Source organism: Streptococcus sp. HMSC065E03 (genome assembly GCF_001815045.1).
GTDB lineage: Bacteria > Bacillota > Bacilli > Lactobacillales > Streptococcaceae > Streptococcus > Streptococcus parasanguinis_AD.
Window position 1 is genome coordinate 46,759 of record NZ_KV818852.1, and the last position, 21,873, is coordinate 68,631.

Below are 21,873 nucleotides of genomic sequence, written 5' to 3' on the forward strand. Positions count from 1 at the left end.
CTGACGTCCGTACTCACCTAAGGAAAGTTTTTTATATGACTTTGTCTTCAATATGAAGGCAGGATCTTAACATCCTGCTTTTTCTTTATTTTTTCTTTCCCAACATGGTTGCAAATCGAAGTTGAATCCGATGGCCATTCTCATCTCGATGATGGAGATGGCCTGGATTTTCATTGTACTTGACCAATTCCCAATCCTTGTAATACTCCGCCAATTCTCCTTCTTTAAAGGTAAACGAGAAGGGCATATGGCAAGGATAATCTTCCGTATCCATGGCACAGACAATGAGATTGTAGCCCCCTGGATTGGTATGCTCTTGCATATTGCGGATAATCGCTGGAATCCGATAAGCGTCTAAAAACATGAGGACCACAGTTGATACGATGAAATCATAGTTTTGAGTAAGGGCTGCAGCATTGATATCATAGAGTCCCACTGGCATCTCTAGATCTTCCTCAGCGACAATACTTTGTAAGATCTCAAGTGCCAGCTCATTTTGATCCACCGCTGTTACGTCAAAGCCATGTTGGGCCAAAAAGAGGGCGTTTCGACCTTGCCCGCATCCTAGATCCAGCGCCTTTCCAGCTGGGACAATTCCCACTGCTTCTAGCACTTCTGAATGGACAGGGTTGGTATTGTATTTTTTGGGGAAATAGTCTTTTGGCTCACAGTAAAATTCCAAGTACCACTCCACATCGTCCGTCGCTACTTCCACACGGTGCCAGGCCTGGGGCTCAGCCATGGGGTTCTCTGCTCCTGCTTCAAATAGGTGGCTCGCGATTTCTTCCCCCTCTTCGGTCAATTCAATAAATCGTAACTGACCTTTTAAAACTGTAATCTTCCCCCAGGTTCCTACCTTGGTATTGTGCTTTCTTTGAAGAGCTTCTGGCATGCTATCCTTAGTCCAGATAGGCATGCGTTTGTAGGCGATCAATTTTTGTGTCATGCTGCTTCTCCTTTTTCTTTCACTACCCTTATCATACAGAAAAAAGCCCCTTTTTACAAGTTGGAAAAAGGAGAGCCCATCTCCAAGAAAAAAGACAGATCTGAAACAAGTTTCAAAACTGTCTTTTTCTTTAACGTGTATTGTATTGTTTCATGACCCGTGCGATGTCCCGGTTTTGTTCCCGACGCTTGATGGATTCACGCTTGTCATAATCATGTTTCCCTTTAGCGAGCCCCAAAAGCAATTTGGCATAGCCGTCCTTGAGATAGACCTTCAAAGGCACCAAGGTCATTCCGGTCCCTTTGGTGTCTTGGTCCAGCTTTTGGATTTGCTTTTTATGAAGAAGGAGCTTGCGACGACGGTCTGGATCTTGGTTCCAGATATTGCCTTCCTCGTAAGGGGCAATGTGGACATTGCTAAGCCAAACTTCGCCATTTTTTACTTGTGCAAAGCCATCTTTCAAGTTAATGCGTGCTGCACGGACACTTTTGATCTCTGTCCCCGTCAGCACCATCCCTGCTTCAATCGTATCCACGATGGTGTAGTCATGTCTCGCCTTTTTATTTTGCGCGACTACCTTTCCTTCGCCCTTTGCCATGTTTGGCTCCTTTCTTTGCTACTTCCTTGTAAAATGGTTTCTTCCCTTTTTTCTTTTTGGATTTAGAGGAAGAATCTTTCCGCTTGTCATCTTTTCTAGCGGTTGATCCCTTAGAAACTTTTTTGTCCTTGCGTCTACGATCCCGGCGATTGCCATCTCGGTCACGCCCTTTGCCCTTGAGGCCTTTTTCGACGACATCCCATTCACTTGGAATATAAGAGAAATCAATCTCTCCTGTCATCTTGTCGGCTCTTTCTACCTTGATCCGGATTTGCTGACCGACACGGAAGGTTACTCCTGATTTTTCTCCGCGAAGAGTTAGATCTCGTTCGTTAAAATGGTAGAATTCAGGAAGATTGGTGATATGGATCAAGCCTTCCACCGTATTTGGCAACTCCACAAAGAGGCCAAATTTCACCACACTGGAAACCACGGCATCGTACTCTTCCCCAACATAGTCTTCCATGTATTCAGCCTTCTTCATGGCTTCTACTTCGCGCTCCGCATCAATAGCCCGGCGTTCCCGACTAGAGGATTGGCTGGCAATGTCTGGAAGGGCTTGTTCAAAGTGCTCTGCCACTTCTTGGGATTTTCCGTATTCGCGCACCATTCGATGAACCATGAGGTCCGGATACCGACGGATGGGACTGGTAAAGTGGGTATAATACTCAGCAGCAAGCCCATAGTGGCCATGGTTGTGCTCTGAGTAGCGAGCCTGTTGCATCGAGCGCAACAACATCATCGAAAGGACATCTGCATAGGGTTCTCCTTCAACCTTGCGCATAATTTCTTGCAGGGCTTCTTGGCTCATCTCACTAGCCGTTCCGTAGATTTGGATTCCAAAACTGGAAGCATAATCGATAAACTTCTGTACTTTTTCTGCTTTTGGATCTTCATGGATCCGGTAGATGAACGGTAGTTTCAGTCGCGTAAAGTGCTCCGCCACTGTCTCATTAGCGATCAGCATAAAGGACTCAATCATCCGCTCGGCAATTCCTCTTTGACGCAAAACGATATCGACCGGTTTTCCTTCTTTATTGACCAGGATTTTAGCCTCATTGGTATCAAAATTAAGGGCGCCGCGACGAATCCGCATGCTTTCTAGAATGCCATGCAAGGTGGCCATTTGATGAATACTTGGGACAATTTTCTTAAAGGTTTGAGCCTTTTCTTCGTCTCCCGCTAAGATATCATTGACGTCGCTATAGGTCATTCGGAAGGTTGTATTGATCACTGTTTGGGTAATGGTATGCTTGACGACCTTGCCATGAGGATCGATCTCCATGATGGCAGACTGGGTCAGGCGGTCCACATTCGGATTTAAAGAACAGATCCCATTGGAGAGACGCTCTGGCAACATGGGTACTACTCGGTCGGTCACATAGACAGAGGTTGCCCGATTTAGAGCTTCCTTGTCGAGTGCTGTACCTTCTGTAACATAATAAGAAACATCTGCGATGTGAACACCCAGCTCAAAGTTGCCGTTCTTGAGTAGCTTGATATGGACTGCATCGTCCAAGTCTTTGGCATCTGCCCCATCAATCGTAAAGGTGATCTCATCTCGCAGATCTAACCGTCCCTCTAAATCCTTAGCAGACGGTGCATCTGGAACCTGATCAGCCTCTTTCAGCACTTCTTCTGGAAATTCTGAGACGATGTCCATGGATTCTAACACTTCCAAGACATCGATTCCTGGATCTGTCACATGACCGACCACATCCCGCACAGTCGCCACAAAATAATTGTGTTTGCGGCTCGGGTATTGATCAATTTCGACTTTGAGGATTTCGGTCCCTTCCAATTGGATGGCTGGCTTCTTCACATAGATCAGCTGGCTGATCTTTTGATTTTTCGAACGAATGTAGCCGGCATATCTAGGCTTTTCCTCATCCAGAACGATTTGTCCAACTACCGTTTTGATGCTATGCTCCAAGACATCAATAATCTTAGCTTCTGCTGCCGTTCCCTTGTTTCGGTCTGCTACCTTGGTAATGACGATCTCAACGGTGTCACCATCGATAGCGTGATTAACATCATTTCGGCCAACAAAGAGGTCCTCTTCTTCGCCTTCTAAACTGACAAAGCCAAAGCCATTCTTATGCGCATGAAAGATCCCCTTGAGGGTAATAACTGGGGCCTTCTTTTGAGCCAAACGAAGAGAGCCATCATCTTCGAATTTCAACTCATGACGGCGTTCCATCAGAGAGATGGTTTTGACCAAGTCACGGAAATCCTTAGACCCTTCCTTTCCTAGAGCTGCTGCCAGATCATTGATCTGGGCTTTGTCATGCTCTTGTAAATATTCTTTAATACTTGTTTTCATTGATTTATTTGCTGGTTATCCAGCCTCCTTTTTTCTATCTACTTGTGTCTTTGTTTTACAAAATAAAAATAGGCAAAGACATTGTCTGAGCCTATCTTATCTACTAGAAAGTACCATTAAGATCATCGCGATCAATAACCAAAAGAAGATCATAATAGCTGTTAAACGCTGCATCACGGCTTCAAACCCGCGCGCTTTTGAACGTTCAAACAAGTCATTTGAGCTTGCGTCAAAGACGTTGCTCGATTGGTTTTTTGTTGGTTGCATAAAAATTGCGATAATAATCAATACTGATAATACTAGTAAAATAGTTGTTAATGCTCCGCTCATATTCAAAACTCCTTAAAATCTTCACTATTATACCATGAAAATCATTTTGATTCAATATGTAAGGTTACTTTTCTTTCCTTGGGACAATACTTCAAGACCTCGATCTTTTCGGGATGGGTTTTGGTATTTTTACTGGTCAAATAATTCTGACTCCCACAACTGGTGCAGGTCAATTGAACTTTAATTCGCACGTACGTCTCTCACTTTCAAATACTTTCTAAATAAGAATAAGAGGAACATCAAATCGGTAAAGGCCAAAAGGGCTGTACCGTAAAATACCCAATGATAGCCAAAATGCATGAAAATACTCGATCCCATCATTGGCCCTAACACGCCACCTAAGTAATAAAAGAGCTGGTTGTAGCTAAAGATCCGAGAAATTCCTTCAGGAGGGGTTAAACGATTCAATAATGCAGAAACTCCAGGTAGTAGGGCTCCTGTCCCGATCCCAAAGAGGAAGCGTAAGATTCCTAATTGTAGGGGTGATTGCGCTTGGGCACAAAGGATATAGAGACAGCCACTATAGAGAAGGGCGATTAATAAGAGCCGGTGATTCCCGATTCGGTCTCCGAGTTTTCCCATCCAACCTGAAAAGAGCATACTGGAGACTCCCATAGCCGAAACAATCATCCCAGATACAAAGATCAGGTTATCTCTTTGTCCCAAAGCTCGCACATAAAGAGGCAGGATCGGAGAAATAGATTGGGCGATCATTTGAATGGTCATGCTGGTCAAAAAGAGTCCCAAGAGGATATCTTTTTGCTGAATGGACATGAGTAACTCCCAGCTGGATTTTTGTTCTTCTTTTGGAAGGGGTTCATACTCTTCTTCAATGCCCCAGAAGGTTAAGAGGGAAACCAAAAATAAGAAGAAGCCGACCAAGAGAAAGACATTGCGCATTCCTAGATTTTCGGCAATGAGTCCCCCAATCAAAGGGCCCATCAAGGTTCCAGCCACGACACCAGTCGACAAGGTCCCTAGGGCATAGCCGGATTGGTCCTTGGGAACTTGACTGGCAATCAAGGCTGTACTATTGGGAACAAAGCCTGAAAAGACCCCATTGAGCAAGCGCAGGACCAAGAGCCAAAAAACGGATGGCACAAAGGCGATCCCTCCCATGGTCAGCGTCATGGCAATGGAAGCTCTAAGCATCATGGGTTTTCGACCATAACGGTCGGCCAGGCTCCCCCAGATGGGAGACATGATCGCAGAAGTTACAGAAGAACTCGCGACGGCAATCCCAGCATAAAAGGGAACAGCCTTGCCCGTAACACCCAACTCTTCCACAAAGAGGGCCATAAAAGGAACGACTAAAGAAAGGCTGGCTCCGATGAAAAAGCACCCGATCCAGGCAATATATAGATTTTTACGCCAATTGATTTCTCTTGTGATAAAATCATCTTCTTTCTAATTGTTGTAGGGCTGCATCTAATTGGGCATAGAGGGCAGCAAGATCGCCATTATTGTCTAAGACCAGATCTGCATGGGCTCTTTTTTCATCTAGCGGCATTTGAGATGCGATGCGTTCTTGGGCCTGCAGTTCTGATAAATGGTTTCGTTCCATCAGGCGTTTGAGCTGGGTTTCTTTTGATACACCTACCAACCAGACAGATTCAAACCACCCTTCATAGTGCTGCTCGATTAAGAGAGGAATATCCATAAAAAAGAGATCGGATTGGGCAGCTTGTCTATCTCTTACCTCAGCTAGAGCCTCACGAATAAGCCCGCCTTGGACGCGATTGGACCAGTCTCGTTCACTAGGGTCTGAAAAGATCCGCTGACCCAAAGCTAGGCGATCCAGCTCTCCTTCTTTGGTAAGGATCTCTCTCCCAAAATGATCCACTAGGACACGGTAAAGTTCTCCACCTGGTGCTTGCAAATCATGGACCACTTGATCAGCATCAATGACAGGATACCCTTTTTCTCTCAAATAACAGGTGACAGTAGACTTTCCTGAAGCAATTCCTCCTGTTAATCCGATGATTCTTGCCATCTAGTTCTCCTTTTGACAGTGGGGGCAAAAATGGGTTCCGCGTCCCCCCAGCTGGATTTTCTCAATCGGTGTCCCGCAGCGCAAACAAGGCTGGCCTGTTTTCCCATAGACCTGGTGTTCTTCCTGCATGGTGCCATCTTCTCCAAAAGCATTGCTGTAGGAGCGAATGGTGGAGCCACCCTTTTCAACAGCTTGAGCAAGCACAGCAATCGTTTCTTTGCGGATTGCTTTAACTTCTCTAGCAGTCAAGCTTTGACCCAAACGGGCTGGATGAACCTTGGCTCGATAAAGGACCTCATCCACATAGATATTGCCCAGACCAGCCACTAATTTTTGGTCTAAAAGAGCTGATTTAATGGGTTTCTTTGATTTTTTAAGAGATGCTTGGAAGGCTGGTTCTTTAAAATCCACTTCCGTCGGCTCTGGACCAATTTTTTTCGCCAAAAAATAGCTGTCGACAAGCTCAGGTATGAGGACTTCCATGGTCCCAAACTTGCGGACATCTTCATAGACCAGAGTACCACCATCTGTGAAATGAAAGAAGACATGGGCATGCTTGCGAAGAGGAACCTCGTCTGGATAAAAGAAATACTTGCCTTCCATCCGCAAATGCGAGATGAGGACCAGATCCGTCAGATAAAATAAAAGGTATTTCCCACGGCGCCCCATGGCCCGAATTTCTTGACCTGGAAGATCTTGACAAAAAGCATCTAGATCCGTCTGAATCATCTTAGGATACCTTACTTCCACTGACTGAATGGTTTTTCCAAGAATTAATTTCTCAAGACCGCGTCGAACCGTCTCTACTTCTGGTAATTCAGGCATAGAACTCCTTTCAAAAACAAGAAGCAGGCTTCTGCCCACCTCTTCTTAATATTCTTTTTCGTTGTATCCGAAATCGGCTAGGTCTAATTTCTTATCCCGCCAATTTTTCTTGACCTTAACCCAAGTTTCTAGGAAGACCTTATCCCCCAGCATGAGTTCGATATCCTTGCGTGCAAGGGTTCCGATCTTCTTGAGCATGGCGCCGCCTTTTCCGATGACAATCCCTTTTTGGCTATCGCGCTCGACCATGATGGTTGCTCGGATATGGACTTTATCTGTCTCTTCATCCCGCTTCATAGAATCCACCACTACGGCAACAGAGTGGGGAATTTCTTCCCGCGTCAAATGCAAAACCTTTTCACGGATCATTTCAGAGACCAAGAAGCGCTCTGGGTGATCGGTGATTTGATCGGCAGGGAAATATTGGAAACCTTCTTCTAAGTTTTCACTTAAAATATCAATCAAACGTGAAACATTGTTTCCTTGAAGGGCTGAAATCGGCACGATTTCCTTGAAATCCATTTGACTACGGAAGTCATCGATTTGCGCCAAGAGTTGGTCAGGGTGCACCTTGTCGATCTTGTTGACCACCAGAATAACCGGCACCTTAGCAGCCTTGAGGCGCTCGATGATCATGTCATCGCCCTTCCCACGTGGCTCATCTGCTGGCACCATAAAGAGAACGGTATCCACTTCACGAAGAGTGCTGTAAGCTGACTCCACCATGAAGTCGCCAAGTGCGGTCTTGGGTTTGTGAATCCCTGGGGTATCGATAAAGACGATCTGTTCCTTATCGGTCGTATAAATCCCCATAATCTTGTTGCGCGTTGTTTGCGCCTTGTCACTCATGATGGCAATCTTTTGACCCATAACGTGGTTCAAAAACGTTGACTTCCCAACATTGGGACGTCCTAAAATGGCTACAAAGCCTGATTTAAATGTCATAACATCCTTTCACGAGGGCATACTCCCTCTTATCCAAATACCAAGGCCCAGAATTTGGGCACAAAAATGATCAATCCTGTCACCAAGGCAAAGCCTGATACAACGAGGACTGCTCCAGCCGCCATGTCTTTGGCATTTTTTGCCAACATGGAGAAATGGTAGTTACTAGCTAAATCCACCACATTTTCAATAGCTGAATTCATAATTTCAAAAGCAATCACCAAGGTAATGCTCAGCAATAAAAAGAGCCATTCCGTCGCAGAAATCCTAAACACCAAACCAGCAAGCATTGCTACAAGGGCTGATAAGGCGTGCTTGCGCATATTGCGCTCTTCTTTGATCGATGTGAAAATTCCTGTTATCGCAAACTCCAGGCTTGAAGTGAAGTCTCGATTTTTCCATTTTCGCTTATTGTCTTGTGAGTCCATAGGCTGTCAAAATCTCTTCCTGTAAGCCAAACATTTCCTTTTCTTCTTCTGGCGTATAGTGATCATAGCCATTGATGTGAAGAAAACCATGTACTGCCAAAAATCCCATTTCGCGCTCAAAGCTATGGCCATATTCTTCCGCTTGCTCCCGCGCCTTGTCAATTGAAATAAAGAGCTCACCAATATAGGTATCGAATTCCGCCATCATCTCTGCCAATTCTGGATTTTCTGCAAGGTCTTCCTCGTCAAAAGAAATCTCCATCTCTGGCTTGTATTCTAAACTGATGACATCTGTCGGACGATCCGTATCACGGTATTCAAGATTTAGTTCATGACTGCGTTCATTGGTCACAAAAGTCACAGCCATTTCCTTGTCTTCTTTCCCAATTTTTTGAGCAGCAAATTCTAAAATTTCTTGCGTTTGTTTTAAGATTTCGTCAGAAACTTGGCCCGTCTCATCTACCATTTCAATATACATCTGGATCACCTCACTATTATCACTTTATTATATCACAAAAACCAGCCTATATACTAGATACAGGCTGGTTTTCAAACTTTTTCTTTGCATGATCATCTTACACCACTGTTTGCTGGATGGCATTCATCTGGGCATAGATCCCGCCTTGTGCAACCAGTTCCTCATGTCTACCACGCTCTACAATGCGTCCTTCAGATAAGACTAAGATCTGATCCGCATCTTGGATAGTGGACAAGCGATGGGCAATGATAAAGGTCGTCCGGCCCTTTTGCAGGACTGCCATAGCCTTCTGAATGATCTCCTCTGTCTCCGTATCAATGTGGGAGGTTGCTTCGTCCAGAATCAAAATTTTCGGGTTCATATAGAGGGTCCGCGCAAAGGAAATCAACTGGCGCTCCCCGCTTGAGAAGCCAGATCCCTTTTCAACCACTGGATGGTCGATTCCCTTTTCAAGGCGCTCTACAAAGGGCCAAGCCCCGACTTTTTTCAAGGCATCTTGGACCGCATCCCGATCAATGTGATCCTGACTCATGGCCACATTACTAGCAATGGTCCCTGTAAATAGATAAGGATCCTGCAGGACAATCCCCATATGGCTTCGTAGGCTCTCACGAGAGACTTGGCGAATATCTTGACCATCGATCAAAATCGCTCCTTCTTGAGGATCATAAAAACGATAGAGCAGGTTCATAATCGAAGACTTACCTGATCCAGTATGGCCCACAAGAGCGATGGTTTCCCCTGGACTAGCCTGAAAGGCAATATCCCGCAGAACTGGTTTGCCTTCTTCATAGGCAAATTGAACGTCGTCAAACACGACTTCTGCCTTTTCTATCTTCAGTTCCGATGCACCATCGGCCTCCAAAGGTTGGTCCAAGAAAGCAAGGACGCGGCTCCCCGTTTCTAAGGATCGCCGAATATTTGGGAATTGACGACTAAGATTGGCCATGAGATCAAATAGATTAATGACATAGTTAATATTGATAAATAAGAAACCAGCCGTCACACCGATATTGCCTTGTAGGAAAGAAATCCCAGCGATGGTCAAAATACCTGCAATCACTAAAAACTTGAGCAATTCCGTCAAGGTCCAAGAAGCAATGGAATCGGCTAAGAGGATTCGATCATTAGCTCCTAGCATCTTCTGAGTAGTGGCTTCAAACTCATCCACCACACCAGGCTCTTGATGATAGAGTTGAATCATACTGGCACCATGCAAGAGTTCATTGACCTGGGTATTGACCTCGCTTCTCGCATCAAAGAAATCCTTCATCGGTTGGTCCGTCATAACCTTATAGAGATACTGGATCCCATAGAAAATCGGAAAGACCAAACACAAGAGAAGGCCCATCATAGGACTCAGGTAAAAGAGAATCCCTAGAACGAAGAGAAAACGTACTAAAAAGATGATCAACACCATACAGGAGTTATAAAACTGAGTCCGCAAGGTTTCCGTATCATTGACAATTCTTGTCGCGATCTTTCCAGCCGGCTTATCATCAAAATAAGAGATAGGTAGCCCTTGCATGACTTGAAAGGCTTGGTCTCTTAGGTTAGCCGTCACTTGATTGCTTCCGTGTAGCAAGATCCGATTTCCTAGGTAGCTAATCAGCTGTCCAATGCTCAAGACCAAGAGATAAAAACCTCCCATCTGAAGCAAGTCCCCTTGCCCGCCACCATGGGTCAGTGCAGTCAAAGGTCCATCAATCATCTTTTGAAGAACGAATGGAGACAACTCAGAAAAGATGGTGGCTAATAAGAGACAAATAAAGCCAACAAGAAAGACTGTAGGATAAAGCGTGATCCTAGATAATAATCGTTTCAATACTTTCATCTTATTCTCCTTCCTGTTTTTGTTGCCGTTGGTATTGTTCGTAGTACCAACCCTCTTGAACCAGCAGATCACAAGCCCTGCCTTCTTCTACAATCTGTCCTTGATCCAAGACGATGATCCAATCCGCCTGATGGACAGCAGACAAGCGATGGGAAACAATAATGGTCGTCTTGTCTTTTCGTTCTTTTTGAATGGTGTCAATAATGGCCTGTTCGGTCTTGGCATCCACTGCCGAAAGGGAATCATCTAACAACAAGAGATCTGCATCTCTTAAGAAGGCACGCGCCAGAGAGATCCGTTGTTTTTGACCTCCTGATACAGAGACCCCTTTCTCACCGATCATGGTGTCCATTCCCTGAGACATCCGCTCGAGATCATCCGCAAAAGCAGCTTGGGCTACCGCTTCCACTATATCCTCGTCACTAGCACCATTTTTACCCAGAGCGATATTATCACGAATGGACTTGGAGAATAAAATATGTTCTTGGGAAACGTAACCAATTTTATCTTCAATGGAACGCCGATTGTAGGCAACGACCGGTTGCTGGTTAATCAAGAATCCTCCCTCACCAACTGGGTACTGCCGCAAGAACTGTCGGATTAGGGTCGTCTTTCCTGATCCTGTACGACCAACAATCCCTACTGTTTGGCCTTTCTGAACGGTCCAATCAATACCTGAAAGGCTCTTTCGCTCAGCACCAGGATAACTGAAGGAATAATCCTTAAACTCTACCGAATCGATCTGCTCTAAATAGTGTGTACCATCTGGCTCCAGATCATCTGTCTCATCAATCACTTCTTTTAGTTTTTTATAGGACATTTGCCCTGTCTGATAGACCAAGATCAGGTCCGCCATCATCCACATAGGCTCAATTAAAAAGACCAAATACAGCTGCAAGGCCAATAGCTTGCCAAGGCTCAACTGCCCACTTGCCAGGGACTGTCCTCCAAATAGCAGGAGCAAGACTGTCGAGAATCCAATAAACAACAGGGCTAAGGGGCCAAAAGAATATTGGATAGAAGCAATCTTGTCCCCTGTTTTGGAGAGACTAGCCGTTTTCTTCTGAAACTGTTTGACCTGCTGATCCCGTCTACTATAGGCCCGCATGACCCGGATCCCCTCGATGGACTCCAAGACTTCATCGTTCAACTGAGCAACCGCTTCCCGGTTTTGCTCAACATACTCCTCCTGCTTTCTACTCAAAAAATAGGTAGAGACGACAAGGAAGATCATGGGAATAAAGGAAATCAAGGTTAATTGCCAAGAAATGAAAAACATGGTCGGAATAATAAAGGCAAACAAGCCACCGCCAAACAGGAGCACCATCATCCCGTAACCAGCCATATCGGCCATGCCATCCACATCTGTCGTAAAGCGCGTCAAGAGGTCCCCTGAGCGAAATTTCTCAAAAAAGGGACGCCGCATAGCTACTAGCTTACGAAAAGCTTGTCCCTGAAGGGTCGCCTTGAAATGGACTGACGACTGAAAGAGTCGCAACTGCCAATAAAAAGCCGTCAGGTAATTGAGGATGGCTGATCCCACCAAGAGGACCATATCCCATACAAAGTTCGATTGCGTCAGCGTCTGCTGACTCAAATGATCCACTAAGCGCTGGATGACTTGCGTCGGGATCAATAAAGTGTAATCATAAAGAATCAGGACCATAGCGATCTTCACATATCGCCACTTGCGCTCCCTGATATACTCCCAAATAGCTCTGATCATATATTCTCCTTTTCAAAATGGCACAGAAAAAACCCAAGTAGGAGCTGAGTACGTGCTCAGTCCACACTTGGGCCATCTGATGCCTGTCACCAATTCAGTTAAGGCAGGCAAAAATGCATACAAAAAACCCAAGACAGACTCCTCCATCTTGGGTATCATTCAATTTTTACATAGAACTCAACTGAGATTGGAGAAGCTGTGTATTCAATTGTGTCATCAAAACATCTACTTTGTTCATGATGGTTTTCTCCTTTCTCTTTGTTGTTCTAACTTTACCACGTATTTCCTTGCTTGTCAACGCTTTTTTGAAAATTATTGAAAAAAGCAAAATTTTTAAGATGGACTCGCAAAAAAAGAAGCCTAGATCGTCTCTAAGCTTCTCTCTTCTGCTATGCTAGTTGCCGGGATTGAACCGGCGACCTCATCCTTACCATGGATGCGCTCTACCGACTGAGCTAAACCAGCAGTACCTATCTACTATATCATGGAGATAGGTCTTTTGTCAATATCCTGACTCATTTTTCTGCCAAATATTCTTCCTTAGTGAGGACATAATGAACTCTCGTCACCATTCGCCCTTCTTCATGCAAGTCTAGCATCGCGTAGGGCTCCTCGTGAGAATATTTCATCCCTGCTTTGGCCATCACCCGTCCAGAAGCTGGGTTGTCCTTATCATGAACAGCAATGAGCTTGTTCATCCCTAACTCTTCAAAAGCCAGGCCAATGACTGCCTTGGTAGCCTCTGTCGCTAGTCCCTGGTTCCAATAATTTTTATTCAGAACATAGCCGATACTCCCCTTTTTCAGACAAAGATCTAAATTTAGTAAATCAATCGTCCCGATAAATTTTCTATTCTCTTTCAGCTCGATCCCCCATCTTCCAAGTGGGCTCGCTAGGTAAAAGAGGGCAATGTTATTACGCGTTTCTTCCAGACTTTGATTGGTTGGAAACGTATAGCGCGTAACGGTTTCATCAGAAGCGTACTCAAACATAGCCGGTGCATCTTCAAGAGTGACCGGACGCAAGCGCAAACGCTCCGTCTCTGTTTCACGATAAGCTGCTAACTTCACATATAGATTTTCCATTTGACTCTCCTTCTTTAGGGTTTAGTTTAGCAGATAACATAAAAGAAGGCAAGCTCAAATTTTTCTTGCATTTTTACCCACTTTTCTATACAATAAAATCAATTAAAACAATCGGATAAGGAGTAAAAAGGTCATTGAGTCAAGAGAGCCATCTCACACCAATGGCCTTTTTACACCTAAATCCAAGCAAGGAGAAATAATCATGTTAATTGGTATTCCAAAAGAAATTAAAAACAACGAAAATCGGGTCGGTTTGACACCTGCAGGCGTACAAAGCTTGGTGAAGAAAGGACATCAAGTGTTGGTGGAAACAAATGCTGGACTTGGTTCTGGCTTTGTCGATGAAGATTACGCCAAACAAGGAGCGACTATTGTAGCAACTGCTGCAGAAGCTTGGGCCGCTGAGATGGTGGTCAAAGTCAAAGAACCTCTCGCTGAAGAATACGGCTTCCTTCGCGAAGACCTCTTGCTCTTCACTTACTTGCATATGGCTGCTGCTCCAGAATTAGCGGACGCTATGGTCTCAGCTAAAACAACAGGGGTGGCCTACGAAACGGTGCGTGACCTTGATGGACAATTGCCTCTCTTGGTGCCAATGAGTGAGGTTGCTGGACGGATGGCCGTGCAAATCGGTGCTCACTTCCTGACCAAACAAGAAGGTGGATCAGGCGTCCTCCTAGGTGGGGTGCCAGGTGTTCCCAAAGGGAAAGTCACCATCATCGGAGGCGGGGTCGTTGGAACCCACGCAGCTCGTATCGCCCTTGGACTCGGTGCCCAAGTGACCATCTTAGATATCAGCGCCAAACGTCTGGCTGTTCTGGAAGATGTCTTTGGTCATCAAATCCAAACCCTTATGTCCAACCCATTTAATATTGAGGCCAGCGTCCGTGATGCCGATGTTGTCATCGGTGCTGTCTTGATTCCTGGTGCTAAAGCTCCTAAATTAGTGACAGACGATATGGTTAAACAAATGCGTCCCGGTTCAGTCATCGTCGATGTGGCCGTTGACCAAGGTGGGGTTATCGAAACAGCAGACCGTGTCACAACGCATACGGAGCCAGTTTACGAAAAACATGGCGTGCTCCATTATGCCGTTGCCAATATCCCAGGGGCTGTCGCTCGTACCTCTACTATCGCCCTTACCAATGTGACCCTTCCTTATGTCGAATCCCTAGCTGACAATGGCTTCCACAAGGCAATTGCCCTCGACGAAGGCCTGCGCCAAGGGGTCACCACTTACCAAGGCCATATCACAAGCCAACCTGTTGCTACTGGTTTAGAGCGCGACTTCACCCCAATCGATGAATTGGTTTAATTTCTAACATAAAAAAGGCAAAGATCTGATGATCTTTGCCTTTTCTTTTATTCTTCTTCTTCCACATCCGGTTTTTCTTTGAGGACTGGATTTGGAATGGGCTCATAGGCCCGAATAATCTCTGCTACTACTGGATGGCGAACGACATCCTTGGCAGAGAAATGCACAAAGTCAATTTGAGAAATGTTCTTCAATTTCTCCTGAGCATCAATCAAGCCTGATTTGACATTTCGAGGAAGGTCAATCTGGCTAGTATCCCCATTGACAATCATCTTAGAGTTAAAACCAAGACGGGTCAAAAACATCTTCATCTGCATGATGGTGGTATTTTGCGCTTCATCGAGGATGACAAAGGCATCGTCCAAGGTCCGCCCCCGCATATAAGCCAAAGGCGCAATCTCGATAATCTCCCGCTCCATCATCCGAGTTGTTTGGTCTTTCCCTAAAATCTGGTAAAGAGCATCATAGACCGGACGTAGATAAGGGTCTACTTTTTCTTTAAGATCCCCTGGTAGGAAACCAAGGCTCTCTCCAGCTTCTACAGCAGGACGCGTCAAAATGATCCGCTTGACCTGACCACGCTTGAGGGCAGTCACTGCCAAGGTCACGGCTAGGAAGGTTTTCCCAGTCCCCGCTGGTCCAATCCCAAAGGTGACATCATGGTTCTTGACACTATCGACATAGATCTTTTGACCAAGCGTTTTAACCCGAATGGGCTTGCCGTAACTATCCTTGATAATCTCTTCTTCATAAAGAGCGATGAACTTATCCAATTCCCCATTTCTCACCATGGTAATGGCGGTCACCACATCTGGCGTTCCGATGGTCATGCCGCGGTTGACGAGGACCAAGAGAGCCTGAATGACCTGACGAACCTGCTCGCAGCTTTCTTCTTCCCCAATGATTTGGACGATTTCTGTCCGGGCATGAATGGTCACCCCAAATTCTTGCTCCATCAAACGGAGATGGCGTTCGTTGGATCCAAACAAATGAAAGAGATCGTCTGGATGCGTTAATGTAATTTCAACTGAATGTTCTTGCAAATAAAGAACCTCTCTACCTGTGTTTTTCTATTATTATAACAAAGAGGCCGAGAAAAAACCATCCTCGACCTGTCCTTTTCTAGTGGGCTTGGTATTCTTCCCAAATCGCATCAAAATCGCCAAGATTAAAGGAAAAGCTGGCATGCTCTTCTAAATAGCGACTGACCTCGTCGAAGTCATCTGTATGCTTGGGAAAAGCAGACTCGTGAAAAGCAAGATCTGCTAGAATGGCCTTAGGAGCATTGCTTTTAGGATTGCGCTCCGTCATCAGCCAAGTATAAAATGATTTTCGCATAAGCCTCCTCTTAGATCAACTCTGTTCCAAACTGGTCTTGCTTGATTTTTTTGGCCTTCATCAAACCACCCAAAGATTTTTTGAACTGGCCTTTTGAAATCCCAAAAGTTGCCTTGATCTCTTCTGGAGATGACTTATCATTCAAGGTCATAAAGCCTCCATTAGCTTCCAAATAGGTCAAAATCATTTGGGCATCGTTTTCCAACATCTCAAAGGAGCGTGGCTTCAAAGATAGGTTCAAGGTCCGGTCCACCTCACGAAAACCAATAACGCGAGCATTTAAGACCTCTCCCAAACGAGGTTCTGCATAGCGCTCACTTGGGTGGATAAAGCCCAGCATATTATTCTCTGGAAGGTAAACAAAGGTCCCAGACAATTTCAAGCGGTAGACAATGGCTGGCCAGTTTTGGTTTTGCATATTGTTGTAGGCTGGACGAGCCAAACGCTGGAAATCTTCCTGGTAGGCTAAGATCCCCCAAATCCGATCTTTCTTATCGACTTCTAAACGAATATAGAGACGATCGCCCTTTTTAGGCCATAGATCTTTGATCTCCGGTAGGATATCTAGTGAGACAACAATCTGCTTATCTGGAAGCCCTGTATCCACGAAGACTCCCAAATCCTTGCGCACTTCCGTGACCGTTCCCCAGCCAAAGCTTTCTTGAGTTGCAGTGACTTCAAGTGTCGTGAGTCGTAGTTTTTGCTTCATATCTGTATAGGCAAAGCCCTTGACACTTTCTCCGACTTGGTGTGGGCCTTCTGCTTTATCAAGCGCGTAGGTTTGGCCATCTTTTTGAACAAAATAGAAGTGATCATTTTCATCAATGACCATTCCCATGATGTAGCTTGCTAGATTCGTATTCATGTTTCCTTCTTTCCTCTTGCCTCTTCACAAGAATAATGGAAATAAAACCCAGCCAGCAGTGCCAACTGAGTCTATCTTTCCTGTAATGGTTGGGATGGATTAAACTTCCATCAATTCTTTTTCTTTGTGAGCTGTCATTTCATCTACATGCTTAACAGCGTCATCCGTAACTTTTTGAATCTCTTTTTCAAGACCTTTCAATTCATCTTCTGTGATTTCTTTTGCTTTTTCTTGTTTCTTCGCTTCATCCATAGCATCACGACGAATGTTACGGATCGCTACTTTAGCATTTTCACCCACTTTTTTCACTTCTTTTGCTAAGTCACGACGAGTTTCTTCTGTCAAAGCTGGGATAACCAAGCGGATAACAGATCCATCGTTGGCTGGAGTGATGCCAAGGTCAGAAGCATTGATGCTGTGCTCGATGTCTTTCAAAGATGATTTATCAAATGGAGTGATCAACAAGACACGCGCTTCTGGAATGGTGATAGATGCCAATTGGTTCAATGGTGTCTCTACTCCGTAGTATTCTACGAAAATACGATCCAAAAGACTTGCATTTGCACGTCCAGCACGGATGCTACCAAATTCACGTCCCAAACTTTGGTGAGACTGAGTCATTCTTTCTTTTGCTTTTTCTACGATTGGGTTTGCCATAATTTTCCTCTATTTTCTATTATTTTTCTACGTTATTTGATACAGTTGTACCGATATTTTCACCAAAGACAACGCGTTTGATATTGCCTGGTTCATTCATATTAAAGACAACCAAGTCAATGTCGTTGTCCATGGAGAGAGTGGAGGCTGTTGAGTCCATGATGCGAAGACCTTTGTTGATGACATCACGGTGGGTCAATTCCTCAAATTTCACAGCTGAAGCATCTTTTTTCGGGTCGGCATTGTAAACACCATCCACCCCATTTTTGGCCATAAGAATGGCATCTGCTTCAATTTCAGCTGCACGAAGGGCTGCGGTCGTATCTGTTGAGAAGTAAGGAGAACCAATCCCGGCACCAAAGATCACGATCCGATCTTTTTCAAGGTGACGAAGGGCACGACCACGGATATAAGGTTCTGCGACTTGTTGCATGGCAATCGCTGTTTGAACACGGGTATCCACACCAACTTGTTGAAGCGAATCTGCCATCACAAGAGCATTCATGACAGTTCCGAGCATCCCTGTGTAGTCTGCTTGGACACGATCCATCCCTGCTTCAGCAGCAGGTTCTCCACGCCAAAGATTTCCACCTCCGATAACCAAGGCAATTTCAATTCCAAGTTCGTGAACTTCCTTGATTTCTTGAGCCATTTTTTGGACAGTTTTGATATCGATTCCGACACCACGTTCGCCGGCAAGGGCTTCACCAGATAGCTTGATTAAGATACGTTTATACTTAGGTTCTACCATTTTCTCTCTCCTTTTTTGATCTGTATTATTTTACCATAAATTACGTTTTTTATATAGTCATATCCATCAAAATTTTTTATTTTCAAAAAGCTGTCTAACAAGGAAAAATCCCAGTCCGAGGACTAGGATTTACCATTAGACTTTTTTCTTTTCGCGACGGGCAATCCATGGCAAAATAATGCCTAATGCAATCAAGACAAGCGGAGTCAAGATATTGGTCAATAGAGAGAATTGCCAAGCGACTGGGTCCACCTTAAAGTCCACTTTTGGCACCATCCCTAAAATACAGGCAAAGGCCGTGAACAGGAAGCACCAAGCTCCAATAATAAAGCCTAGTTTTGGACTCTTGGTCATCTTGTATTCTGCATCTTTGTACTTCTTCCAAGCACGATTGAGCATGATATAGGCAAAGAAGACCCAGAGGTAACGCATTGGCATCACAACAGAATTCAGGTTGGTCATCCATTTTACTAACCCATCGATTTCTTGAATCCCAAAGAGGGGAACGACGATAAGAAGACTGACCAAAATCCCTGTCAGGAGGTAACCATTGGTCAAGACGCCTTTCTTGCTACGTTTGCGAAGCCAAGAAGGAATATATTCATCGTCTGCATTATGGAGCAAGATTTGAAGCGGAGCATCAATCGAAAAGGCCAGGGCTGCGATTTGTCCAATCATGTCTGTCAAAGCATAGATAATCACTAAGACATTCCCAACTCCCCAGTGTTTTCCAAGAATTTGGAAAGCTTGGAAGGCTCCATTTCGCATCAAATCTTCTGGAATATGTCCACTGTCAAAGAGCATCCCCATAGCCAAGGAACCAAGAATGGCAGAAAGTCCAACCATGATTGCCATGACAATCATTCCTTTCGGAAATTCACGCGCAGGATTACGGGTTTGGTTGACATAAGGAGAGATCTTCTCAGCTCCACCTACCGCAAAGACTAAGAGAGAAATGGTAGTAAAATAAGAGAAGTCAAAGTTTGGAATATAGGTGCTCACCTGATCCATATGTTGGGTCGCAAATTGCATACCCGGATTGATGAAAGGAACTCCAACTGCTAATAAGACAAAAAGGAAGGACATGATCAGCATGGCACTACCAGCCAAACCACCAATGACTTTCAAGGTCATCAAACCTTTGGTAGAGAGATAGAGAAAAATTCCAAAAATAATCAAGCAAAGGATAACCACCCATTGGATGCTTAAGCCACTCACAAATTTGTCATTCCCTTGAAGAACCCAACCTAGAGAAATCAGAATTCGCTGAGGTTTTTGAGCTAAATAGGGAATATGTACAACCCAGTAGGTCCAGGCCGCAAAATAGGCGAGACGTTTTGTAGATGTCTTTTCAACCCACTCACTGACACCACCCCCACTTTCTTTAAAGGTTGAGCCCAATTGGCCAACGATCAAAGCATAGGGAATGAAATAAATTGCCAAGATCAGGATCCAGGAAACAATAACAGAAATGCCTTGGGTCGAATAGTTATTCACGACATTTCCCAATCCCCACACCATATTAAAAGCAATGAGTGAGACCATGAGCCAATTTAATTGGTTGTGATCTTTCTTCATAATAGATCTCCTTATTTTTTGATAGATCTAGTATATCATTTTACTTTTGATTTGTAAGCGTTTTCTCTAACATTTGTTGAAATTTTTTAAAAGAAAAAAGCTACCCGAAGGTAGCTTTTTCATTTCAATTAAAGTGAGTTAACGTCCACTTTGATACCAGGACCTTGAGTTGTAGTCAAAGTCAAGCTAGTTACATAAGTACCCTTAGCTGTAGCTGGTTTTGCTTTTTGGATTGTGTCGTTGAAAGCTTTAAAGTTTTCAACCAATTTAGTATCATCGAATGAAACTTTACCGATGATCGCTTGAACGATACCTGCTTTATCAGCACGGTAAGTGATTTTACCACCTTTAGACTCTTCAACTGCTTTCGCAACATCCATTGTTACTGTACCAGTTTTAGGGTTTGGCATCAAGTTACGTGGTCCAAGGACACGTCCAAGACGTCCAACAAGAGCCATCATGTCAGGTGTAGCGATAACTACGTCGAAGTCCAACCAACCATCGTTGATTTTCGCAACAAGGTCATCTTCACCTACGAAGTCTGCACCAGCAGCTTTTGCTTCTTCAGCTTTTGCACCACGTGCAAATACAAGAACGCGAGCAGTTTTACCAGTTCCGTTTGGCAATACCATTGCACCACGGATTTGTTGGTCAGCTTTTTTCACGTCGATGTTCAAGTTGTATGCAACTTCTACAGTTGCGTCAAATTTTGCAAAGTTAGTTTCTTTTGCAAGAGCTACAGCTTCTTCTACGCTGTAGACTTTTGTGCTGTCGATTTTTTCAAGAGCAGCACGAAGTTGTTTGCTTTTTTTAGCCATTTTATCTTTCTCCTTGTAATGTGGTCATATCGATTTTCATCTCCCACGTCACTCGTCATTTGATCAAGTGTATTGCGGGCAAATAGGATTGTTACAATTAGTCAGTAACAGTGAATCCCATAGAACGAGCAGTACCTTCGATCATACGCATTGCAGACTCAATGTTTGCAGCGTTCAAATCTGGCATCTTAGTTTCAGCAATTTCTTGTACTTGTGCACGAGTAACTGTTGCAACTTTCGTTTTGTTCGGTGTACCTGATCCTTTTTCAACACCTGCAGCTTTTTTCAAAAGAACAGCAGCTGGTGGTGTTTTTGTAACGAAATCAAATGATTTATCTTCATAAACAGTGATCACAACTGGGATGATCATACCAGCTTGGTCAGCCGTACGAGCGTTAAACTCTTTAGTGAATCCCATGATATTGATACCTGCTTGACCAAGTGCTGGTCCAACCGGTGGAGCTGGAGTAGCTTTACCAGCAGGGATTTGCAATTTTACAAGTTTTTCGACTTTTTTAGCCATTTCTTAAATCCTCCTTTGTGGTTTTGGCGGTAATTACAGATTTTTACCTCCCACAAGTATGCTTTGTGCATACCTTTCTATTATACACGATTTCTCTTTTTTTGCAAGAAAAAATTAAAATATAGTAAACTTTTTTTTCGTTTTATGATAGAATGAAGCTATGTTAATCAAAGTTGCTTCTGTATTATTTATTTTTTTAACGCTGATTCTGAGTGGTATCATTGTTCACCTCTTTAAGCTTCAAAAAAGAGGATGGCGATCCACCGATATTGCCTTTCCTTTATTTGCCCTAGAGTACTACCTGATCTCAGACAGCGCCTTTTATCACAGCCTCTTACCGCTGCTAGCTTTAAGCCTTTCGCTTTTAGCCTTGGGGCTAACGATTTATTTCTTAAAAAAGAAAAAGAGTTTTTATTATCCGAAATTTATCAAATACTTCTGGCGTGCGGGATTTCTAGTCACCTTCTTGCTCTATCTGATCCTAACCGCTAGTTTATTTATCTAATGCCAAAAAGAG

Annotated in this window: 24 protein-coding genes and 1 tRNA gene; 2 read left to right on the forward strand and 23 right to left on the reverse strand. The window is 44.2% G+C overall.

Annotation, left to right across the window (positions count from 1 at the left end; all coding sequences use genetic code 11):
* Positions 1-85: 85 nt before the first annotated feature.
* The 15 genes from tehB to HMPREF3002_RS04965 all read right to left on the reverse strand — a co-directional run bounded on the left by tehB (position 86) and on the right by HMPREF3002_RS04965 (position 13,511).
* Positions 86-946 (reverse strand): SAM-dependent methyltransferase TehB, encoded by an 861-nt coding sequence (gene tehB, locus HMPREF3002_RS04900; protein ID WP_070665438.1) that lies wholly within the window; start codon positions 944-946, stop codon positions 86-88.
* A 130-nt stretch (positions 947-1,076) separates the two neighbouring features.
* Positions 1,077-1,544, reverse strand: a complete 468-nt coding sequence (gene smpB, locus HMPREF3002_RS04905; RefSeq protein WP_003005443.1) for an SsrA-binding protein SmpB — start codon at positions 1,542-1,544, stop codon at positions 1,077-1,079.
* The gene (gene rnr, locus HMPREF3002_RS04910; RefSeq protein WP_070665439.1) at positions 1,507-3,867 is read right to left on the reverse strand and encodes a ribonuclease R; all 2,361 of its coding nucleotides are present in this window, start codon (positions 3,865-3,867) and stop codon (positions 1,507-1,509) included. Before rnr ends, smpB begins: the two co-directional genes overlap by 38 nt.
* Positions 3,868-3,963: 96 nt before the next feature.
* Positions 3,964-4,197: a preprotein translocase subunit SecG gene (secG, locus tag HMPREF3002_RS04915; protein WP_003008189.1), complete on the reverse strand. Its 234-nt coding sequence runs from the start codon at positions 4,195-4,197 to the stop codon at positions 3,964-3,966.
* 41 nt (positions 4,198-4,238) lie between these two features.
* Complete coding sequence (gene rpmG / locus HMPREF3002_RS10655) at positions 4,239-4,388, reverse strand: 50S ribosomal protein L33 (RefSeq protein WP_003005699.1); 150 nt, start codon at positions 4,386-4,388, stop codon at positions 4,239-4,241.
* Positions 4,378-5,577 carry a multidrug efflux MFS transporter gene (locus HMPREF3002_RS04920; RefSeq protein WP_223325177.1) on the reverse strand — a complete coding sequence of 400 codons (1,200 nt, stop codon included), beginning with the start codon at positions 5,575-5,577 and terminating at the stop codon, positions 4,378-4,380. The genes rpmG and HMPREF3002_RS04920 overlap by 11 nt, the downstream gene beginning before the upstream one ends.
* 16 nt (positions 5,578-5,593) lie before the next feature.
* Complete coding sequence (gene coaE, locus HMPREF3002_RS04925) at positions 5,594-6,190, reverse strand: dephospho-CoA kinase (RefSeq protein ID WP_070665441.1); 597 nt, start codon at positions 6,188-6,190, stop codon at positions 5,594-5,596.
* Positions 6,191-7,015, reverse strand: coding sequence for a DNA-formamidopyrimidine glycosylase (gene mutM / locus HMPREF3002_RS04930; protein WP_070665442.1), 825 nt, complete (start codon positions 7,013-7,015; stop codon positions 6,191-6,193).
* Positions 7,016-7,060: 45 nt separating this feature from the next.
* A complete protein-coding gene (era, locus tag HMPREF3002_RS04935; RefSeq protein ID WP_003004993.1) occupies positions 7,061-7,960 on the reverse strand; it encodes a GTPase Era in 900 nt (299 codons plus the stop codon).
* 29 nt (positions 7,961-7,989) lie between these two features.
* Positions 7,990-8,388 carry a diacylglycerol kinase family protein gene (locus HMPREF3002_RS04940; RefSeq protein ID WP_049514264.1) on the reverse strand — a complete coding sequence of 133 codons (399 nt, stop codon included), beginning with the start codon at positions 8,386-8,388 and terminating at the stop codon, positions 7,990-7,992.
* On the reverse strand, positions 8,369-8,866 hold the full coding sequence (ybeY, locus tag HMPREF3002_RS04945) for an rRNA maturation RNase YbeY (protein WP_003005431.1): 498 nt from the start codon (positions 8,864-8,866) through the stop codon (positions 8,369-8,371). Before ybeY ends, HMPREF3002_RS04940 begins: the two co-directional genes overlap by 20 nt.
* 97 nt (positions 8,867-8,963) lie before the next feature.
* Positions 8,964-10,700, reverse strand: coding sequence for a tetracycline efflux ABC transporter Tet(46) subunit B (gene tetB(46), locus HMPREF3002_RS04950; protein ID WP_070665443.1), 1,737 nt, complete (start codon positions 10,698-10,700; stop codon positions 8,964-8,966).
* A 1-nt stretch (position 10,701) separates the two neighbouring features.
* On the reverse strand, positions 10,702-12,426 hold the full coding sequence (tetA(46), locus tag HMPREF3002_RS04955; protein ID WP_070665444.1) for a tetracycline efflux ABC transporter Tet(46) subunit A: 1,725 nt from the start codon (positions 12,424-12,426) through the stop codon (positions 10,702-10,704).
* Positions 12,427-12,818: 392 nt separating this feature from the next.
* Positions 12,819-12,891 (reverse strand) — tRNA-Thr (locus tag HMPREF3002_RS04960).
* Between the two features lie 50 nt (positions 12,892-12,941).
* A complete protein-coding gene (locus tag HMPREF3002_RS04965; protein ID WP_023918762.1) occupies positions 12,942-13,511 on the reverse strand; it encodes a GNAT family N-acetyltransferase in 570 nt (189 codons plus the stop codon).
* Between the two features lie 202 nt (positions 13,512-13,713).
* Here HMPREF3002_RS04965 and ald point away from each other — a divergent pair, with 202 nt between their 5' ends.
* Positions 13,714-14,826, forward strand: coding sequence for an alanine dehydrogenase (gene ald, locus HMPREF3002_RS04970; RefSeq protein WP_023918764.1), 1,113 nt, complete (start codon positions 13,714-13,716; stop codon positions 14,824-14,826).
* A gap of 47 nt (positions 14,827-14,873) precedes the next feature.
* Here ald and HMPREF3002_RS04975 read toward each other — a convergent pair whose 3' ends face one another.
* The 8 genes from HMPREF3002_RS04975 to rplK all read right to left on the reverse strand — a co-directional run bounded on the left by HMPREF3002_RS04975 (position 14,874) and on the right by rplK (position 21,356).
* Positions 14,874-15,869, reverse strand: coding sequence for a PhoH family protein (locus HMPREF3002_RS04975; RefSeq protein WP_023918766.1), 996 nt, complete (start codon positions 15,867-15,869; stop codon positions 14,874-14,876).
* Between the two features lie 79 nt (positions 15,870-15,948).
* Complete coding sequence (locus HMPREF3002_RS04980) at positions 15,949-16,164, reverse strand: YozE family protein (RefSeq protein WP_003005127.1); 216 nt, start codon at positions 16,162-16,164, stop codon at positions 15,949-15,951.
* Positions 16,165-16,174: 10 nt separating this feature from the next.
* Positions 16,175-17,029 carry an RNA-binding virulence regulatory protein CvfB gene (cvfB, locus tag HMPREF3002_RS04985; RefSeq protein WP_070665445.1) on the reverse strand — a complete coding sequence of 285 codons (855 nt, stop codon included), beginning with the start codon at positions 17,027-17,029 and terminating at the stop codon, positions 16,175-16,177.
* Between the two features lie 99 nt (positions 17,030-17,128).
* Positions 17,129-17,686 carry a ribosome recycling factor gene (gene frr / locus HMPREF3002_RS04990; RefSeq protein WP_003005165.1) on the reverse strand — a complete coding sequence of 186 codons (558 nt, stop codon included), beginning with the start codon at positions 17,684-17,686 and terminating at the stop codon, positions 17,129-17,131.
* A 19-nt stretch (positions 17,687-17,705) separates the two neighbouring features.
* A complete protein-coding gene (gene pyrH, locus HMPREF3002_RS04995; RefSeq protein ID WP_009731451.1) occupies positions 17,706-18,437 on the reverse strand; it encodes a UMP kinase in 732 nt (243 codons plus the stop codon).
* A 135-nt stretch (positions 18,438-18,572) separates the two neighbouring features.
* Entirely contained in the window at positions 18,573-20,015 is a 1,443-nt protein-coding gene (locus HMPREF3002_RS05000; RefSeq protein ID WP_070665446.1) for an APC family permease, read from the reverse strand.
* A gap of 128 nt (positions 20,016-20,143) precedes the next feature.
* Positions 20,144-20,833 carry a 50S ribosomal protein L1 gene (gene rplA, locus HMPREF3002_RS05005; protein ID WP_003005355.1) on the reverse strand — a complete coding sequence of 230 codons (690 nt, stop codon included), beginning with the start codon at positions 20,831-20,833 and terminating at the stop codon, positions 20,144-20,146.
* Positions 20,834-20,930: 97 nt separating this feature from the next.
* Entirely contained in the window at positions 20,931-21,356 is a 426-nt protein-coding gene (gene rplK / locus HMPREF3002_RS05010; RefSeq protein ID WP_006595850.1) for a 50S ribosomal protein L11, read from the reverse strand.
* 160 nt (positions 21,357-21,516) lie between these two features.
* On the opposite strand from rplK, the gene HMPREF3002_RS05015 reads away from it, so the two are divergent.
* Entirely contained in the window at positions 21,517-21,861 is a 345-nt protein-coding gene (locus HMPREF3002_RS05015) for a DUF3397 family protein (RefSeq protein ID WP_013903943.1), read from the forward strand.
* The last annotated feature ends 12 nt before the right edge of the window (positions 21,862-21,873 follow it).

Bases quoted from the DNA above. Each gene is read 5' to 3' on its own strand.
- tehB (WP_070665438.1), bottom strand. From the start codon at position 946: ATGACACAAAAATTGATCGCCTACAAACGCATGCCTATCTGGACTAAG.
- smpB (WP_003005443.1), bottom strand. From the start codon at position 1,544: ATGGCAAAGGGCGAAGGAAAGGTAGTCGCGCAAAATAAAAAGGCGAGA.
- rnr (WP_070665439.1), bottom strand. From the start codon at position 3,867: ATGAAAACAAGTATTAAAGAATATTTACAAGAGCATGACAAAGCCCAG.
- secG (WP_003008189.1), bottom strand. From the start codon at position 4,197: ATGAGCGGAGCATTAACAACTATTTTACTAGTATTATCAGTATTGATT.
- coaE (WP_070665441.1), bottom strand. From the start codon at position 6,190: ATGGCAAGAATCATCGGATTAACAGGAGGAATTGCTTCAGGAAAGTCT.
- mutM (WP_070665442.1), bottom strand. From the start codon at position 7,015: ATGCCTGAATTACCAGAAGTAGAGACGGTTCGACGCGGTCTTGAGAAA.
- era (WP_003004993.1), bottom strand. From the start codon at position 7,960: ATGACATTTAAATCAGGCTTTGTAGCCATTTTAGGACGTCCCAATGTT.
- HMPREF3002_RS04940 (WP_049514264.1), bottom strand. From the start codon at position 8,388: ATGGACTCACAAGACAATAAGCGAAAATGGAAAAATCGAGACTTCACT.
- ybeY (WP_003005431.1), bottom strand. From the start codon at position 8,866: ATGTATATTGAAATGGTAGATGAGACGGGCCAAGTTTCTGACGAAATC.
- HMPREF3002_RS04965 (WP_023918762.1), bottom strand. From the start codon at position 13,511: ATGGAAAATCTATATGTGAAGTTAGCAGCTTATCGTGAAACAGAGACG.
- ald (WP_023918764.1), top strand. From the start codon at position 13,714: ATGTTAATTGGTATTCCAAAAGAAATTAAAAACAACGAAAATCGGGTC.
- HMPREF3002_RS04980 (WP_003005127.1), bottom strand. From the start codon at position 16,164: ATGCGAAAATCATTTTATACTTGGCTGATGACGGAGCGCAATCCTAAA.
- cvfB (WP_070665445.1), bottom strand. From the start codon at position 17,029: ATGAATACGAATCTAGCAAGCTACATCATGGGAATGGTCATTGATGAA.
- frr (WP_003005165.1), bottom strand. From the start codon at position 17,686: ATGGCAAACCCAATCGTAGAAAAAGCAAAAGAAAGAATGACTCAGTCT.
- pyrH (WP_009731451.1), bottom strand. From the start codon at position 18,437: ATGGTAGAACCTAAGTATAAACGTATCTTAATCAAGCTATCTGGTGAA.
- HMPREF3002_RS05000 (WP_070665446.1), bottom strand. From the start codon at position 20,015: ATGAAGAAAGATCACAACCAATTAAATTGGCTCATGGTCTCACTCATT.
- rplA (WP_003005355.1), bottom strand. From the start codon at position 20,833: ATGGCTAAAAAAAGCAAACAACTTCGTGCTGCTCTTGAAAAAATCGAC.
- rplK (WP_006595850.1), bottom strand. From the start codon at position 21,356: ATGGCTAAAAAAGTCGAAAAACTTGTAAAATTGCAAATCCCTGCTGGT.
- HMPREF3002_RS05015 (WP_013903943.1), top strand. From the start codon at position 21,517: ATGTTAATCAAAGTTGCTTCTGTATTATTTATTTTTTTAACGCTGATT.